15 protein-coding genes are annotated in these 16,466 nt (G+C 46.4%); 7 read left to right on the top strand and 8 right to left on the bottom strand.

Annotated elements, in window-relative coordinates:
• Window positions 1–32 precede the first annotated feature (32 nt).
• The 3 genes from KYK27_RS11510 to KYK27_RS11500 form a co-directional block, all read right to left on the bottom strand.
• A complete protein-coding gene (locus KYK27_RS11510; protein WP_199110138.1) occupies window positions 33–2,432 on the bottom strand; it encodes an ABC transporter permease in 2,400 nt (799 codons plus the stop codon).
• Window positions 2,413–3,129: an ABC transporter ATP-binding protein gene (locus KYK27_RS11505; RefSeq protein WP_199110137.1), complete on the bottom strand. Its 717-nt coding sequence runs from the start codon at window positions 3,127–3,129 to the stop codon at window positions 2,413–2,415. Before KYK27_RS11505 ends, KYK27_RS11510 begins: the two co-directional genes overlap by 20 nt.
• Before the next feature lie 131 nt (window positions 3,130–3,260).
• Window positions 3,261–4,511, bottom strand: a complete 1,251-nt coding sequence (locus tag KYK27_RS11500) for an efflux RND transporter periplasmic adaptor subunit (RefSeq protein WP_199110136.1) — start codon at window positions 4,509–4,511, stop codon at window positions 3,261–3,263.
• A gap of 288 nt (window positions 4,512–4,799) precedes the next feature.
• On the opposite strand from KYK27_RS11500, the gene KYK27_RS11495 reads away from it, so the two are divergent.
• Genes KYK27_RS11495 through KYK27_RS11480 form a run of 4 tightly spaced genes read left to right on the top strand, consistent with a single transcriptional unit; the run spans window position 4,800 to window position 8,749 of the window.
• Window positions 4,800–6,194 (top strand): sigma-54-dependent transcriptional regulator, encoded by a 1,395-nt coding sequence (locus tag KYK27_RS11495; RefSeq protein ID WP_199110135.1) that lies wholly within the window; start codon window positions 4,800–4,802, stop codon window positions 6,192–6,194.
• Window positions 6,184–7,545, top strand: coding sequence for a sensor histidine kinase (locus KYK27_RS11490; protein WP_233150387.1), 1,362 nt, complete (start codon window positions 6,184–6,186; stop codon window positions 7,543–7,545). The genes KYK27_RS11495 and KYK27_RS11490 overlap by 11 nt, the downstream gene beginning before the upstream one ends.
• Window positions 7,546–7,563: 18 nt before the next feature.
• Window positions 7,564–8,043 (top strand): SRPBCC family protein, encoded by a 480-nt coding sequence (locus KYK27_RS11485; RefSeq protein ID WP_199110134.1) that lies wholly within the window; start codon window positions 7,564–7,566, stop codon window positions 8,041–8,043.
• Entirely contained in the window at window positions 8,033–8,749 is a 717-nt protein-coding gene (locus tag KYK27_RS11480; protein WP_233150386.1) for a class I SAM-dependent methyltransferase, read from the top strand. The genes KYK27_RS11485 and KYK27_RS11480 overlap by 11 nt, the downstream gene beginning before the upstream one ends.
• A gap of 24 nt (window positions 8,750–8,773) precedes the next feature.
• Here KYK27_RS11480 and trxA read toward each other — a convergent pair whose 3' ends face one another.
• Window positions 8,774–9,082, bottom strand: coding sequence for a thioredoxin (gene trxA, locus KYK27_RS11475; protein WP_199110133.1), 309 nt, complete (start codon window positions 9,080–9,082; stop codon window positions 8,774–8,776).
• 55 nt (window positions 9,083–9,137) lie between these two features.
• Window positions 9,138–10,388 carry an MFS transporter gene (locus tag KYK27_RS11470; RefSeq protein ID WP_199110132.1) on the bottom strand — a complete coding sequence of 417 codons (1,251 nt, stop codon included), beginning with the start codon at window positions 10,386–10,388 and terminating at the stop codon, window positions 9,138–9,140.
• Window positions 10,389–10,535: 147 nt separating this feature from the next.
• Between KYK27_RS11470 and KYK27_RS11465 the strand changes: the two genes are divergently transcribed.
• The 3 genes from KYK27_RS11465 (at window position 10,536) to KYK27_RS11455 (ending at window position 12,966) form a co-directional block, all read left to right on the top strand.
• Window positions 10,536–10,832, top strand: coding sequence for an HNH endonuclease (locus KYK27_RS11465; RefSeq protein ID WP_199110131.1), 297 nt, complete (start codon window positions 10,536–10,538; stop codon window positions 10,830–10,832).
• A gap of 75 nt (window positions 10,833–10,907) precedes the next feature.
• The gene (locus KYK27_RS11460; protein WP_199110130.1) at window positions 10,908–11,969 is read left to right on the top strand and encodes a DUF6687 family protein; all 1,062 of its coding nucleotides are present in this window, start codon (window positions 10,908–10,910) and stop codon (window positions 11,967–11,969) included.
• 145 nt (window positions 11,970–12,114) lie between these two features.
• Window positions 12,115–12,966, top strand: a complete 852-nt coding sequence (locus tag KYK27_RS11455; RefSeq protein ID WP_199110129.1) for a universal stress protein — start codon at window positions 12,115–12,117, stop codon at window positions 12,964–12,966.
• 25 nt (window positions 12,967–12,991) lie between these two features.
• On the opposite strand, the gene KYK27_RS11450 is transcribed toward KYK27_RS11455, so the two are convergent.
• From KYK27_RS11450 to KYK27_RS11440, 3 genes are all read right to left on the bottom strand, one after another.
• The gene (locus tag KYK27_RS11450; protein ID WP_199110128.1) at window positions 12,992–13,396 is read right to left on the bottom strand and encodes a hypothetical protein; all 405 of its coding nucleotides are present in this window, start codon (window positions 13,394–13,396) and stop codon (window positions 12,992–12,994) included.
• A gap of 127 nt (window positions 13,397–13,523) precedes the next feature.
• Complete coding sequence (locus KYK27_RS11445; RefSeq protein ID WP_199110127.1) at window positions 13,524–14,378, bottom strand: thermonuclease family protein; 855 nt, start codon at window positions 14,376–14,378, stop codon at window positions 13,524–13,526.
• Between the two features lie 44 nt (window positions 14,379–14,422).
• Entirely contained in the window at window positions 14,423–16,423 is a 2,001-nt protein-coding gene (locus tag KYK27_RS11440; protein ID WP_199110126.1) for a tetratricopeptide repeat-containing sensor histidine kinase, read from the bottom strand.
• Between the last annotated feature and the right edge of the window lie 43 nt (window positions 16,424–16,466).

Here is a 16,466-nt window from a genome sequence, read left to right as displayed (position 1 = left end):
CTGGGTTAAGGTGTAAGGGAAACTATAGTTACTTATTGCGTGCGTATGGCTTTTACGGGGTCCTGCAAAGCTGCCCTTATCGCCTGGAAACTAACAGTAAGCAGCGCAATCGACATGGCTGCAAAACCGGCAAGGGCAAATATCCACCAGCTTAAATTGGTGCGGTAGGCAAAATCCTGCAGCCATTTATCCATGCCATACCAGGCAACGGGTATCGCCAGCACAATCGCAATCAGTACCAGTAGAGCAAAATCGCGGGAGAGGAGCAGTACGATACTTCCGGTTGAGGAGCCCAGCACTTTACGGATCCCGATCTCTTTGGTGCGTTGCTCAGCTGTGAACGATGCGAGGCCGAACAAACCGAGGCATGCAATAAAGATCGTTAAACCGGCAAAGTAACCGAACACGGTCAGCATCTTTTCTTCGGCACGGTACTGTTTGTCAAAGTGCTCGTCCATAAAGAAATACTCCATCGGGTGCTTTGTATCGAAGGCCTGCCATTTTTCCTGTATAAAGCCTATAGTTGCCGGCATGTTCTGTGGCTTCAGGCGTACGAGCAGATAACCCGACGACTCAGGCACAAGGGCAAGTATCAGTGGCGCTACTTTGGTATGCAACGATTTTACGTGGAAGTCTTTCACAACGCCGATCACTTTAGCATCCCAGTCAGCCATTTGTATCCTTTTCCCGATCGGGTCTTTCCAGCCCATTTTTTTTGCGGCCGCCTCATTTATGATCAGCCCGCCTTTCAGGTCGGTTTTATAGTTGCGGGAGTAATTGCGTCCTTCTTTAACTTGTATCCCCATCACATCTACAAAATCATAATCCACAAACATCACATCCATAGCGTTCTGTAAGGTGGCTCCGTTCTTCTCCGCAAAAATCAATATGGTACTGTTAGACTCAGCCGGAATGTCGGCCGAATTGGAAACGCTTTCTATGTTGGGGTTGCTTAAAAGTTCCTGTTTTATAGTTGGCAGTTGCTTTACCAGCATCGAGTCGCCTACAGGTATATCAATGGTTAAGATCCGTTCTTTGTTAAAGCCCAGGTCGCGGTTCTTTAAAAACTGCATCTGGCTGAACACAACTATAGTTCCGATGATCATGATGAGCGAGATCATGAACTGGATAACCACCAGCGTTCTTCTGAGCGCAGCACTACCGCCTTTCGGACTTTTATCGGATTTAAGGACATCTACAGGCTTAAAACCAGACAGGAAAATAGCCGGGTAACTGCCTGCAATGGCACCAATAAACAGGATGATCGCAAAAAGGGCCAGTGCAATTTCAGGTTGTAAGAAGAAATTGGCATCGAAATGCTTGCCGGTAAGTGCGTTAAATGTTGGAATAAGAATCTGTACCAGGGCAAGTGCCAGCACCACAGCCAGCAACGTGATCAGGAGAGATTCCCCGATAAACTGCCCGATAATTTGCGAACGGTAAGCGCCTACTACTTTGCGCAGGCCTACTTCTTTAGCGCGTTTGGCAGAGCGGGCAGTTGCCAGGTTCATGTAATTGATGCTGGCAATGAGTAATAAAAATACGGCTACTGCCGCAAAAATATAAATATAGTTGATGTTGCCAGCCGGAGAAAGATCATCCGTATAAACGGTGTTGAAGTGAATAGAGGGCAAAGGCTGCAGCATGAAAGTCATGTTGGCAGCCAGTTCGTTTTCCTTTATCCAGGGCGTTACATGGGTAGCCGCAAATGTCTTGAGCTTTTCCTGGAAAGGGGCGATCTGGGATTTATCCCGCAGGAGCACATACGTGTAGCGGTTCATGTGAAACCAGTGGTTATCATCTGTGATGACATCCTGGCGTTTGGTATCGAGGGTGCTTCTGGATAGAAAAGCGTTGGCCTGAATATGCGAATGACCCTGATCACGGAAAACACCCGTTACCATGTACGAGTCGCGACTGAATTTCAGTACTTGCCCTATAGCCTGTTCAGCTCCGCCAAAATACTTGTCGGCCAGTTGCTCGCTTACAACTATAGTTCGGGGTTCATCCAGGGCAGTAGCAGGGTCTCCGGCCAGGAACTCATAATCAAAAACATGAAAAAAAGAGCTGTCGGCAAACAGCAGGTTCTCTTCGTTATAGCTTTTGTTTTTGTACCAGATGGTCTGTTTGCGGGCATTAGCAAGCTGCGTTACGCGCTCCAGTTCCGGGTAATCTTTTAGTAGGATAGGGGCAAGCACCGGAGGAGACAAGGCAAATTTATTTACCTGTCCCTCGTGCTCAATTTCGCCGGCAACCCTAACTATACGATCGGCCTTACTGAAGTGGCTTTCATAACTGAGCTCATCCTGCACATATAAAAAAATAAGGAGGCAGGAGGCAACACCTAATGCCAGCCCGGCAATGTTTATAGCAGCGTAAACTTTGTTGCGGTAAATATTGCGTAGCGCAACCTTAAAGTAGTTCTGCCACATGTTTTCTCACGTTCAGGTTCTCTGTCACGATCTGTCCGTCGAACAGATTAACTATACGGTGTGCATATTCGGCATCAGAAGGAGAGTGGGTTACCATTACTACCGTAGTACCTGCTTCGTTCAGTTCGGTGAGCAATGCCATCACTTCGCGGCCATGCACCGAGTCGAGGTTACCTGTTGGCTCATCGGCCAGTATCAGGCTTGGGTTAGACACCGTGGCGCGGGCAATAGCGGCACGCTGCTGCTGGCCACCGGATAACTGCTGCGGGAAGTGGTTACGGCGGTGTGCAATGCCCATACGTTCCATCGCTTCCATTACGCGTTTTTCGGTCTCAGCTTTACTTACACCCAGGTAAGCAAGTGGCAAACCAATGTTTTCTTCCACAGTCAGCTCATCAATCAGGTTAAAGCTCTGGAACACGAAGCCCAGGTTCTGCTTGCGTATTTTGGCACGCTGGCGTTCGCTGGCATTTGTAATGTCTTCGCCTAAGAATTTAAATACGCCACCAGACGGGCTGTCAAGTAAGCCAAGAATGTTCAGCAACGTAGACTTGCCACAACCGGACGGGCCCATAATGGCTACAAATTCGCCTTTGGTAATGCTTAGATCAACCCCTGCCAGAGCAGTGGTTTCTACAGTATCAGTTACATATTTTTTCTGTAGCTGTTTGGTTTCGATGAGTAGTTCCTTGTTCATGAGATGGTGTAGCTTTAAATGTTTTTAGTTTTATTCTGTACTATTGGAGCGAGGTATTTATAGTTAGAAAGTTTAGAAGTTAGAGAGTTAGAAAGTTGTTTTTCCGGTCCTCACAATCAGCAATCAGCAATCTATTTCAGTTCCAGTCGGTCAATGTCTCCGTAGCTGTCATAGGATGAAACGATGACCTTTTCGCCGGGCTTCAGGCCTTCTATTACTTCGTAATGATTCGGATTCTGGCGGCCTAGTTTTATAGTTCGTTTTTCGGCAAAGCTACCTGACTTATCAACTACAAAAACCCAGTTGCCACCAGTGCTTTGGTAGAAGCCGCCGCGTGGTAAAAGTATCGCTTTGCCGCCATCGTTCAGGTTTAGTTTCAGCTGCAGTGTCTGTCCACGTCGTATGCCTTCAGGTGTACCTCCCGCAAATTCCATATCCACCTGAAATGTATTGTTCTGTACTTCCGGGAAAACCTTGGCAACTTTTACTTTGTAGGTCTTGCCATTAAAATCAAAACTGCCATCCAGGCCCGGGTAAACTCTTGAAATGTAGTGTTCGTCTATGTTTGCTTTTACTTTATAGCCATTCAGGTCATCTACCTGGCCAATGTTCTCGCCAGCGGCTATGCTCTCGCCCACTTCAGCTTTTAAAGTAGATAATTGTCCTGTAAAAGGAGCCAGTACATACAGGTTGTTCAGGGTGTTGCGGGCCATGTTAATGTTAGCCTGCATTCTGTTTATCGATTCGTCCAACTGACGCAGGCGGTCGTCCATCAGTTTAGCATCCTGTCTTACGGAGCGTTCTCCAAGCTCCTTGCGGTGCTTAAGGTACTGGTAGTTATCTTTCGATGCTTCGTATTCTTCTTTTGAGATAGCACCTTCAGCTATCAGCATTTTGTTGCGGTTGTAAGTGCGCTCAGCTGTTGTCAGGTTATAGTCTATTTCAGCCAGCTCGTTCATCTTACGTATCTGGTCCTGCTTCATCAGAATTTCAGAGTTCTGGCGCTCGTTCATCAGATCGTATAGTTGCGTTTCGCGGGTCATAAAGTCGATCTGGAGCGTGGTGTTGGAAAGCTTCAGGATCGTATCGCCTTTCTCTACCATCTTACCGTCATCTGTATAGATTTTCTCTACGCGCCCACCTTCCGTAATATCCAGGAAAAATGTCTTTAACGGGTCCACAGAACCATCTACTGCAATAAACTCCTGAAAAGTGCCTTCCTGCACATTGCCTATAGTGATGCGCTGTGCTTCTACATTTAGTTTAGAGGTATGCTCTGCGAAAAGAAGATTGTAAATTACTATTACCAGCACCAGCGTAACGGCGGCTATAAGGGCTATTTTCTTAGGCGTGTACTTTTTTTTCTCTATTACGCGATCCATAGTTACAGGCAATTGTGTTCTTGTGTTTTGGGTTAGTCAATATATGTGCCACTTTGGGTAATATACTTGTATTCAGGGTTTTAAGGCTATTTATAGTGATGGTGCTATGTTTAGAGTGTTCGCAAACGAACAGTGCACTGTCTGCAACCGGACACTCCGGGAAAACGCACATGGGGAACTGCCGGAAACAGAGGGCAGAGCTTAGCCAAAGCCGTGCAGACAGTTTGATTTTTTGCATAAAAAAGACTTACATTAGTATATTCAATAGAGTATACTACCCCACAAACTATGAGTAAAATAGCCTGCCACGTACTAATTGTAGATGATGAAGAAGATATCTTAACTGCCGGCCGGCTACTGCTGAAACAACATTTTGCATCGGTAAAAACGACATCCGACCCCTACCAGATCCCAGCCATACTTGCCGCATCGCCCATCGATCTGGTGTTACTGGATATGAACTATAGCGCCGGCGCCACCAGCAGTAAAGAAGGGCTGCATTGGCTCAAGCAGATAAAGCAGCTTAACCCGGCCGTAACAGTTATTCTGATGACAGCTTATGGTGATATAGAACTGGCGGTGCGGGCCCTAAAAGAAGGCGCGTCCGATTTTGTACTGAAACCCTGGCGAAACGAAAAACTGGTAGCCATCCTTAAAACTGCCTGTCAGCAGATCCTTGACCGAACTATAGTTAGTGCTCCTAAATCAACGGTGTATTCAACGTTCCATTATGGTGAGTTTATCGGGGTGTCGCCGGCAATGCAGCGTGTATATCAAACAATAGATAAAGTAGCTGCCACTGATGCCAATGTGCTAATATTAGGAGAAAACGGAACAGGTAAGGAAGTGGCAGCGCGGGCATTATACCAGAAATCAAAGAGAGCAACCAGGGCTTTTGAAAAAGTGGACCTGGGTGCGGTAAGCGAAACGCTGTTCGAAAGCGAGCTATTTGGTCATGCCAAAGGCGCATTTACAGATGCCAAAGAAGACCGCACGGGCAGAATGGAGGCAGCTGATGGTGGTACGTTGTTTTTAGATGAGATCGGTAATTTATCGCTGGCTTTGCAGGCAAAGCTGTTATCCGTGTTACAGAACCGGCAGGTGATCAGGCTTGGCACCAATAAGCCACGGCCAATTGATATCCGCCTGATCTGTGCTACCAACATGCCCCTTTACGAGATGGTGAAACAAGGCACTTTCCGCCAGGATTTGCTGTACCGGATCAATACTGTTGAGATACAATTGCCGCCTCTGCGGGAGCGAAAAGAAGACATAAAGTTGCTGGCCGAGCATTTTCTGCAACTATACAGCAAGAAATATAACCGCGACGGCCTGACGATGAATGCCCAGACACTACACCGCCTTAGCGCTTACCACTGGCCCGGCAATATTCGCGAACTGGACCATGCCATGGAGCGTGCCATTATACTTTGCGATGGAAACGAACTGCAGGAAGAGGACTTTTACTTTGCACCCGGCAACGACAGAGCGCCTGCCTCAAATACGATAGAACATACACATAGCCCGGCCTTATCGGAGGGCGATTATACGCTGGAAGCACTCGAAAAACTGATGGTGCAGAAAGTACTTGTAAAGCATTCCGGTAATATTACGCACGCTGCCAAAGAACTGGGCATAACCCGAACTGCCCTCTACCGCAGAATTGAGAAACATGGGCTATAATAAATTCAGGGCGAAGCTGTTGCTGCAGGTTTGCCTGGCTATGCTCAGTATGATCGCGCTTATAGTTGTGCTCTTTCGCACTGATTGGTATATAACGGCCTTCTGTATTGGTGTGCTGCTGTGCATGCAACTATATTCCCTTATCCATTTTGTAGAACGCACCAACCGCGACATCACCGGCTTTCTCGAATCTATCCGTCACTCTGACTTTACCCAACGCTTCCCTGAAAAAGCAGGCGACCAGACATACAGCCATCTCTACAAAGCATTTAACGAAATTTCCGATTCTTTCCTGAAGATAAAAGCAGATAAGCAGGCGCATTATTTATACCTGCAGGCTATAGTGGAGCACATTGGTATTGGCATACTCTCGTTTGATGCCGACGGAAATGTGCTGCTGCTGAACCATGTAGCCAAAGAGTTATTGCACCAGCCGCATTTTACCAACATTAAAACCCTGGACCGTGTTAGCGAAGAACTGCTGGAAGTACTGCAACGCATAGGCAATAACGAAAAAGCTTTAATCACGCTGAAGCATAATCACGATCAGCTGTTGTTGTCGGTGCATGCTACGGTGCTGGTATCGCAGGGTAAAAGCATAAAGATCGTGTCGCTGCACAACATACAGGCCGAGCTGGAAGAACAAGAAGTGCAGACCTGGCAAAAAATGATTCGCGTCCTGACCCACGAGATCATGAACTCTATGACGCCGGTTATCTCGCTCACATCAACGGTAAATGGTATTCTGGAAGAGGAAATGGAAGCACGCCAGGCTGGGGAACCGATCAGTGAAGAAGCCCTGGAGGATATACAGGATGGCCTGAAAACAATAGAACGGCGCACTACGGGCATGCTGCATTTTGTGAAGAACTACCGACGCCTGATGCGCCTGCCGTTGCCTGAACTGCATACGATAAGCATCAACAACCTGCTCCGCGATGTGCATACGCTCATGAAGCCCGACTTTGAAATGGCCAAGGTCGAGCTTGCTACTTACCTGGCCCCCTCTGATATTAAGCTGGAAGCCGACCCCGAACAACTGGAACAGGTACTCATAAACCTGCTGAAAAACGCCATGGAAGCCTGCAGCCAGCGAACTGACCCAAGCGTGGAAGTAGTTGCTTATGCAGACGATACCAACAAGTACAAGGTACGCATAGAAGTGCGCGACAATGGCTCCGGTATTCCGGATGATGTGTTGGACAGGTTGTTCATTCCTTTTTATACCACTAAAAAACAAGGTTCCGGTATCGGGCTGAGCTTGTCAAAACAGATTATGCGGCAGCATGGGGGCAGCATCAGGGTTAAAAGCAAAGCCGGCGGACCAACCGTGTTTACACTGCAGTTGTAAAGAGAAGAAATTTAAGAGATGCCTCAAATCGAATTAGAAACAATCATCAGATCTGATATAGAAATCTGCTTCGATCTTTCCAGAAGTATAGATTTACATATAATTTCCACAGCACAAACCAATGAGCAAGCAGTAGCTGGTGTTACCTCTGGGTTAATAAATATTAGTGAATCTGTAACTTGGGAAGCAACACATTTTGGCTTTAGACAGAAACTGACAACTGAAATAACAGCTTTTAAGAGACCATTTTATTTTAGAGATGAACAAATAAAAGGTGCGTTCACTTTTTTGGTTCATGATCACTTTTTTGAATCTCAAGGTGATAAAGTAGTGATGAAAGATATATTTAATTTTAAATCACCCTTAGGGTTTATTGGTAGAATAGCGGATACTTTCATACTTGAAAAATACCTGACTGAATTATTAGTTAAACGGAATCAAGCGATTAAATACTTTGCAGAATCCGGGAAATGGGAATCACTTTTAAATGAGAGATAGAATCTACGAACCGGAATTTGTAAAAGGGCTTTTTAATAGAATGAGTAGTTCTTATGAACGAGTGAATTATATTACTTCATTCGGGTTCTCAATACGTTGGCGAAGACAGTTTTTGCAGGAAATACAAGCAACAGAAGCGCAGGTTGAGATACTTGATATGTTGACTGGAATGGGAGAAACTTGGGAGGCAGCAAAGAAAAAGCTACCTTACGCAAAAATTACAGCACTTGATTTTTCAGAAGGTATGTTAAAACATGCTGAGAGAAAGAATAATGTTAAGTTTCGTAAAGAAGTGAGTGTTATACAACAGGATATACTGCAGAACCAACTGCCTGAAAGTGGTTTTGATTATGCGATTTGCGCTTTTGAGTTAAAGACTTTTGATCTTCCACAGGTTAGAATATTGGCAACCGAGACAAAGAGAGTTTTAAAGCCAGGCGGGCAGTTTTCTTTTATTGAGGTATCAAAACCTGAAAGTAAGTTGTTACAATTCTTCTATGGATTTTACCTTGGCAAGCTAATTCCGATATTAGGTAAACTATTGCTTGGTAATCCAAGAGAATACAGAATGCTTTGGCAGTATACGGAGCGATTTCAAGATGCAAGAGACGTAGCAGCTATATTTAAAGATGCAGGTCTTGAAGTTAGTTTTAAATCCTACTTTTATGGTTGTGCTACAGGTTTTACCGGTTACAAAAAGGCTTAATGGTTTTTATAGTTATTAAGACCCTCACGCCACATATTTTTTAATAACCTGTGCTAACTGGTGGCCAGGCAAGGCACCAGACTGGCGCCAGACGGCTTCGCCTTTATGGAACAGGATAAAGGTTGGCACACCCTGCACGCGGAACTGAGAAGCGGCAGCCTGGTTATTATCTACGTTCACTTTTATCACCTTCAGCTTGCCTGTAAACTCTGAGGCTACCTGCTGTATAACCGGGTTCATGGTTTTGCACGGGCCGCACCAGTCGGCGTAAAAGTCTACTAAAACCGGCATGCCGGGGCTACTGATAAGCTCGTTAAATGATTTCTTGGCCATAGTTTCGCTGTTTTTAAGTGCTATTACTTACGCAGTTGTTCTGTAAAAGTGTTTCTTATCCAACTGTTTTAATGTGCCTTACTACCCAGATCGCAATCAGTGTAACCAGGCAGGCCAGCACGCCATCCCAGCCAAAATACAGCAATTTGCCATCTGCCCCCTCCGCTACTATTAATCCGGAAATAAAAGCTGCAGTACCGGCGCTCAGCTGCTGCACCGATGAATTGATGCTCATAAAACTACCACGCAATTTAGGCTCTACGCTGGAGGTAATAAGCGACATGGCCGGAACAAAACGTGCCCCGAAAAAGATAAAGAAAACCGTGCTGACTATAAGCGCCACATAATGCGGCACCGGTGGCAGGTTAGTAATTAATAATATCGGAACTATAGAAAGGACAGCTGAAATAATAAAAACCCTGTGCTTGCCATGCTTGTCGGCGAGGCGACCGGCCCACTGCGAGGTAAACACGGTGGCTATACCACCAAAAAGGTAAATGTAACTCAACTCTGTTTCAGAAAAGCCAACATTGGCCACCATATACGGACTGATAAAAGGCACAACCAGGAAACCTGACATGGTTAGCGTAACCATCAGCGTCATCGCCCATTGCAGGTTTCGTTTCTGGAGTATCTCTTTTAAAACCAGGAAAGGGTTCTGTTTGACGGCGTTGGTAAGGTGGCCACGCATTGGAGGCAGTAACTTAAAGGACGCCAGCAAAACTATAAAACTTAAGCCTGCCAGCAGGTAAAAGGGTGCATGCCAGCTTGATATGCTCGCTAAATACAGCCCAACCGGAATGCCTGCTATAGATGCAACCGAGAAAGCAGCCATTACTTTACCTGTAGCCGCACCACGTCGGTGCTCCGGAATTGCATCGCCAATCACTGCCAGAATCAGGGCACCCAGCACACCGCCAAAAGCACCGGCCAAAACACGCGCCACCAGCAACATAACAAACGTAGGTGCAAGCGCACAGGCCAGTGTACCCAGCGTAAAACCAAGGTATAAACCCAGCATGGCATGCTTCCTGTCGAAGCGGTCGATGAAAAGGGCGCTCAGGAAACCGGCAACTGCCGCACTGAAAGTATAAGCCGAAACCAGCAAACCAAACTCGCTGGGAGAGATGTTGAACACGCGCATCAGCTGTGGCCCCAGCGGCATCATGATCACAAAGTCCATCATGTGGGTAAACTGGATGGCAGCCAGGGTAAAGATCAGCAGTCCTTCACGAATCTCTTTTTTAGGCACATGGTCTTCTATATCCGGTTCAGCGGTTTCTATATGCTCGTTATTTAGCTTCATAGTTTGAGTTTTGTAAGCAAATCAGGGCGGCAAATGTACAGATTAATCATACGTAAGGAATTATAGTTACTGCTATAGTTTCCGGAGAAGTGTAGAAAACCTGCTGCTATAGTTTAATGTTTAATTAGAATCAGGGCTACCTATAGTATGGCAGGAAAAAAAGAAGAACACCACTGCGAGTTGTGTGGCCGGGAAGTGCAGCAGGTATCACGGCACCACCTGGTTCCGAGGGAAGAAGGCGGCCGCTACGGTGCCACTGCTGACCTGTGCCAGCCTTGCCACAGCACCCTGCACCTGACCTTTACCAACCGCGAACTGGCTGTACTCTACAACTCGATACCTGCCTTGCAAACCGCCGAGCCACTCCAGAAATACCTGAAATGGGTGAAAGGCAAACGTCTAGAACGCATCTCCAACCGCCGCGGGAGGAGCAAGAAGAAGTGATTTATAGTTATGAATCAGCTTAAACTATAAACTTCATTATTGCTTCTGTGCCGGTTGTTTCAGACCTTTATAGTTATGAGCAAAAAGCAGTTTATACCCTTCTCGGAGCTGAAAGATAAAAAAGCTATAGTAGTAGACAGCACCCACCCGAACGGACTCACACTTTCGCATTGGCGCGGCGCACCTACCCCTGATGCGTTACGCGACGATACCAGCGCAGCTATAGTTCTGAATGCCATCCGGGAGAACATTCCCGGCCTGGAACTGCCTTATGTAACAGCCAACCACTTTGATATTGATGGCTTTGTAGGCGTGTGGAGTTTGCTGAACCCGGAACTGGCTCTGGAGCACGAGGAGATTTTGCGGCAGATGGCGCTGATCGGCGATTTCAGAGAACTGGACCTGAATCACCCGTTGGCTGGCGAAGCCCTAAAGCTTGTTTGCTGGATAAATGCCCGTGAGCGCGAATTGTTTTACAAACCTTTTGCCGCTGACAACATGGAAGAAAAAGAGGCAATACAGTGTGTTAAGAAGTTCGAATATTTTCTGCCACGCTTTAAGCAGGTTCTAAAAGATCCGGACTGGGAGCGAGGCGCCTGGGAGGATGAAGTAGGAGATGTGTTGCTCGGCTACCGCACCATGTATAGCCCCGCTACCAAGCTTACCCGCCACCCCGAGATCGGGCTTATCGTTATAGAGACTCCTGAGCCTGTACATTATTATGCACTTTTCAGCAGAACATCGGGGTTTGATATTGTGCTGGCCTGCTACGATAATAACCGCTACGAGCTGGAATATAAATATACTACCTGGGTAGATATAGCTTCCCGGCCAACCTTGCCACGGCTGCCTCTGGCTCCGCTTGCTGCAAAATTAAATACTCTGGAAAAAAATGACCGTACCTGGACCTGCGACGCTGTAACTGAAACCGGGCCGCTGCTGCGTCTGCAAGGCGATAGCCTGAACCGCGAAGAAGCCTATGACAGCCCGACCCAGCGCGAGATCTATAGTTCAAGCATTCCGGTTTCTGAACTGAAAGAAACTATAGTGCGGTATTACGGCGAAGCCTACCAAACTATAGCTCCGAAATATAACTGGAGCTGGAAAGAAGTAAAGGCGCTGGGTCAGCAGGAATAACTATAAATGAACCATTGCGTTCGGAGAGTACATAACTGATGGTGATTGTTATCACTTTCAGGTTTTTTCCGTTTATCAGATTTGGCGGGTTGCTGCTATATTACAATCTTAGCATATCACTGACACACAAGCTGAACCAGAACTCATGAAAAAGATTCTCTGCCCAACCGATTTCTCTAAAACCGCTGCCAAAGCATTAGATTATGCCATTTATATTGCCAGCAAAACGGGCGCGCACCTGTCGTTACTGCACGTGGTACACTTGCCTATAGTTGATACGTCGGAAACTGCACTGGTTGCGAGCGAATTACTGGGCGAGCAGATACGCGATGCCGGTGAGCGGTTAAATGCTATGGTCAGGCAGATAGAAGAAGTGCACAGTGCCAACCGGGGAAACAACTTTACCTGCGATTATATTTTAAAAGAAGCACTGCTGATAGATCTCTCAAAGCACCTGACGGAAAAAGAAGGGTACGAACTGATTGTAATGGGCACTACCGGTGGCGGCAATGCCCTGGAAGAGTTACTGATTGGCAGCAACACCGAGGCCGTGGTAGAGGAAGTAAAAGTTCCGCTGTTGGCTGTGCCTGGGATTGCAGCGCCTCCCGAATTTACTAAAATCGTTTATGCCACCGACTACACACCCGAAGATGTTAAAGCACTACACTATGTTGTAAATTTTGCTAACCTGTTCGGAGCCTGCGTAGATCTGGTACACGTTTCAAAGGAATCAACAGAGGCGCTTAAGGAGCGTGCAAAAGAATTCTGGAATGAGGTAAGTGGCATCTTCCCGGAAACAACTATGTGCATCAGAGAGGTAGTAAGTAAAAGAGCTGACGAAGGTCTGAAGACCTATTACGAGCAGGAAAACGGAAGCATACTGGCTGTGTTACGTCGCAACAAAGGCTTTTTTGCCGATCTCTTTTCGCAACGCCTCGCCGACCGACTGACCTACAAGGCCGAGATGCCGTTGCTGGTACTGCACGAACAAAAATAAATAAGCCCCGAAAGGGGCTTTTGCTTTACCGGATCTTATTTTCGTCAAAAATATCGGAGAGGTCTTTGGCGCAGACAGTACAATTGTAACGGCCATATTCTTCAATAGCGCGCTGCAACGATACATTCCTGAAAGTGCCTGTACAGGTGCGGAGAATCTCGCATTCGTTATTCACATGAAAAATATCTGACACCTTATCATCGCACACCCACACGCGCTTGCGCTCCATACCCTTCGGGATAATATAGAATTCAGGTGCCGGCCGGCGCTGGGTAGTGTCGGCAGAGGCAGTTTGTTCAGTGGCTACAGGTGCTTCTTCCTGCTGTTTTTCTGTTGATTGGTAGGAGGCAAATAAAGTACTGCAAACTATAGCCAGGGCAACTATTTTATAGTTCAGGCGGTGCAACAAGTCTGGGGTTTTGAGAATCATAAATCTTATAGTTCGGGCAAATATATACGAAAGGTTGCTGTAAACTATAGCTTATTCTTTAGGCTGAAATTTGTGCCGTAACTATAGTTGTTGCGGCACAACTCATCACAAAGTAAAACTATAGCTTTTAGTTTGGGCTGCAGGTTTTATCGGCGCGGCGGCCATATTGTTTTATCGCTACGGCCTCTGTAGCGGTAAGCACTTGTTCTTTGCAGCGTTTCAGTACCGAGCAATCTTTGGAGTAATGATATACAGATGAGCCTGTACTACTACAGATAAATACTTTTCTGGTGTTCGCTCCGGCTGGTAAGGGCGCGCTCTGGATGTCGGCTTTTTTTTTTGCTTTCTGCTGCGCGGCTGTTTCTTTTTTATCCTTCCTGAAATCCCAGGGGGCAACTGGATTCGGGCTGGCCCAAAGGCCGCGCTTAAGGCGACGTGCATCTGCTTCCAGGTTGGCCAGGCGGGTGTCTTTTGAGTATGCTTTATAGTGCCAGGCAAGCCCTTCTTTTACCAGTTCCTCGTTCAGGTTGCGACCGTCAGGCAAAATAATGGTACCGACGGTGCGGCCATAGCGGTCTTTGTTATGCTCTATCAGCTTCACAAATTTACCAAATGCCAGGTCAGAGGTAAACTGACGCGAACGCTGCCCGAAGTCCTGGTTTTTCTCAGGAGCATCAACGCCGTATAATCTTACTTTTATAGTTTGCCCGTTGCGAAGCAGTTCTATCGTATCGCCGTCTTTTATGGCAACAACCTTGTCGCCGGTAGTTGTAGATGGAGCAGGTGTTACGGTAGTCGTTACTGACGTATCGGCCTGTTGTACGGGCGGAGGAGTATTGCTAGTATCTCCTTCTACCTCACTTGCGCGTTCCTGCACAGCCCGTTGCCGCTCACGAAATTGTTCCTGAACTTCCTCCCTGTCGGTTTGTTTACAGGCAAATGTACTGAGTAGTGCTAAGTATAGAATAAAGGTGCGGAGCATACAAAGGAGTTTAAATGAGTATACTTAACTAGAGCAGCTTTGTTTTAACTAGCATCAGCAGGTGCAAGTTCTATATTTACAGCTATAGTTTGGGCGGCAAGCGGCAGCGTGAATTTAAAGGTACTGCCTTCACCCTCGGTGCTCTCCACCCATATCTTCCCCCGGTTATTTTCTACAAAGTCGCGGCACATGGCCAGGCCAAGACCACTTCCTTTTTCTTTGGCGGTGCCGAGGCTGGTGTAGCTGCGTAAGCCAAATAATTTAGGCAGCTTTTCAGCATTTATACCTACACCTGTATCCCGAACGGCAACAAGCAGCATATCATCCGCTGTAAGTTCAGTTTCTATCGTTATCATGTCGCCGTCCTTGCAAAATTTAATGGCATTAGATACCAGGTTACGGAGCACCAGTTGTATCATGTCAACGTCAGCATAGGCCGGCAAATTCTGCTGGGCCAGGTTGTGCATCTCCACACCCTTTGATTTTGCCTGAGGTGCCAGAAGATCCAGGGTATTAGCTGCTAAACTATAAATACTGATCTCTTCGGGCTTAACAGAAGTGCCCTGCATTTGCGAACGAGCCCAAACCAACAGATTATCAACCAGCCATAAGGTGTTCTGCTGCTCAGCTTCCAGGGTTTTGGCAAAGTGTAAAAACTTCTCTTCCGGAATTTTACCCATAGCCAGCACCTGCAGCAACGATTTTAACGACAGCAATGGGCCGCGAAGGTCATGAGCAACTATAGAGAAAAGCTTGTCCTTTAACTGGTTCAGGTTTTCGAGTTCTTCTTTTTGCTGTTGTAGCATTAGCGCCTGAGCAGCCAGTTCGTTTCGTTTCCTTTTTATATCCTCGCTGTATTTACTTACTTTTTTATTCTTTCTTTGGAGCAGCTTGTTAAGGCGCTTCATACGGCGGTTACCGAGGTAAGCAACTATAACAACTGTTAAGGAGAGAATCAGCAGTAGGACGGTTGCATACTGAACTATCGTTTGATGCTCTATTTCCTGTTCGTGCTTTTCGTGTTCGGCCAGCAATTTCAGGTTTTCTTTTTCTTTCTGCGCTGTTTCATACTTTACCTGGAAACTGGTGGTCTGGCGGGTAATTTCTTCGGTGTTGATGCTGTCGTTATAAGCTGCCGAAAGATGCAGGTATTTGTAAGCTTTCTCAAAGTCGCTAGTTTGCCTGTAAATATTCTGCAGTACTTCTGCCGAGGTTTTGGCTTCGTTTTTAGAATAGGTGTTTTGAGCTAGATCCAGACTTTTTTTGCCATATAGTTCAGCTTTTTTATAGTCTTTCAGGCCAAGGTAGGTTTCAGCTAGGGCGCGGTAAGCATATGTTTGGTCGTGGAAGCTTTTTGTTTTACCTGATAGCGCCAGGCCACGCTGCAGGTAGTGTAATGCATTGCTATATCTGCCCTGTTTCTGATAAGTGTTGCCAATATTTATGAGGCTGATAACGATGCCTTTTATATCATTGGTCTTTTCTTTTAGCGGAAGCGATTTATGATAAAAACGGAGGGCTACATCAAATTTCTCTTCGCGCTCATACACATTGCCCAGGTTGTTAAGCGCCCTGCTCATAACTAATGTATCCTGTATCTGGCTTGCCAGGGTAAGGGCTTTGGTATAGTATATTTTGGCTTTGTAATAATTTTTCTGGCTCAGGTAAATATTGCCGATGTTGCTGTAACTGGCACTAAGGCCTGCCGTGTCCGCTAAGGCCTCCCGCAGTCTTACAGACTCATAGTAATATTCAGCTGCTGTGTTATAGTCTCCGAGGTTAAAAAAGCCCGACCCTGTGTTATTGTAAGCTTTTGCCATCAGCAGCTGATCGTTTATAGTTTCAGCAAGCGTGAGCGCTTCTTTACCGTAAGCAACTGCTTTTTTAGGATCAGTATACCAATGTGCTTTGCTTAATTCGCATAGCTCTTCTGCTTTGTGGCGTAATACCTCCGCGTTGTGGACCGGTGTATGTTGCGCGGTTGTTCCTTTCGGGACAGGTACAATAATAAGCAGTATAAATTGGATGAGTAGAGTTGCAATCATAGGCTGGCGGCTGGTTAAGTTTATTTTCTATTGGAAGTTTAGG

This window comes from Pontibacter populi (assembly GCF_019336435.1).
In the GTDB taxonomy this organism is placed as follows: domain Bacteria; phylum Bacteroidota; class Bacteroidia; order Cytophagales; family Hymenobacteraceae; genus Pontibacter; species Pontibacter humidus.
Note: the sequence above shows the minus strand (reverse complement) of the source record. Positions and strands in the feature narration are given on the sequence as shown.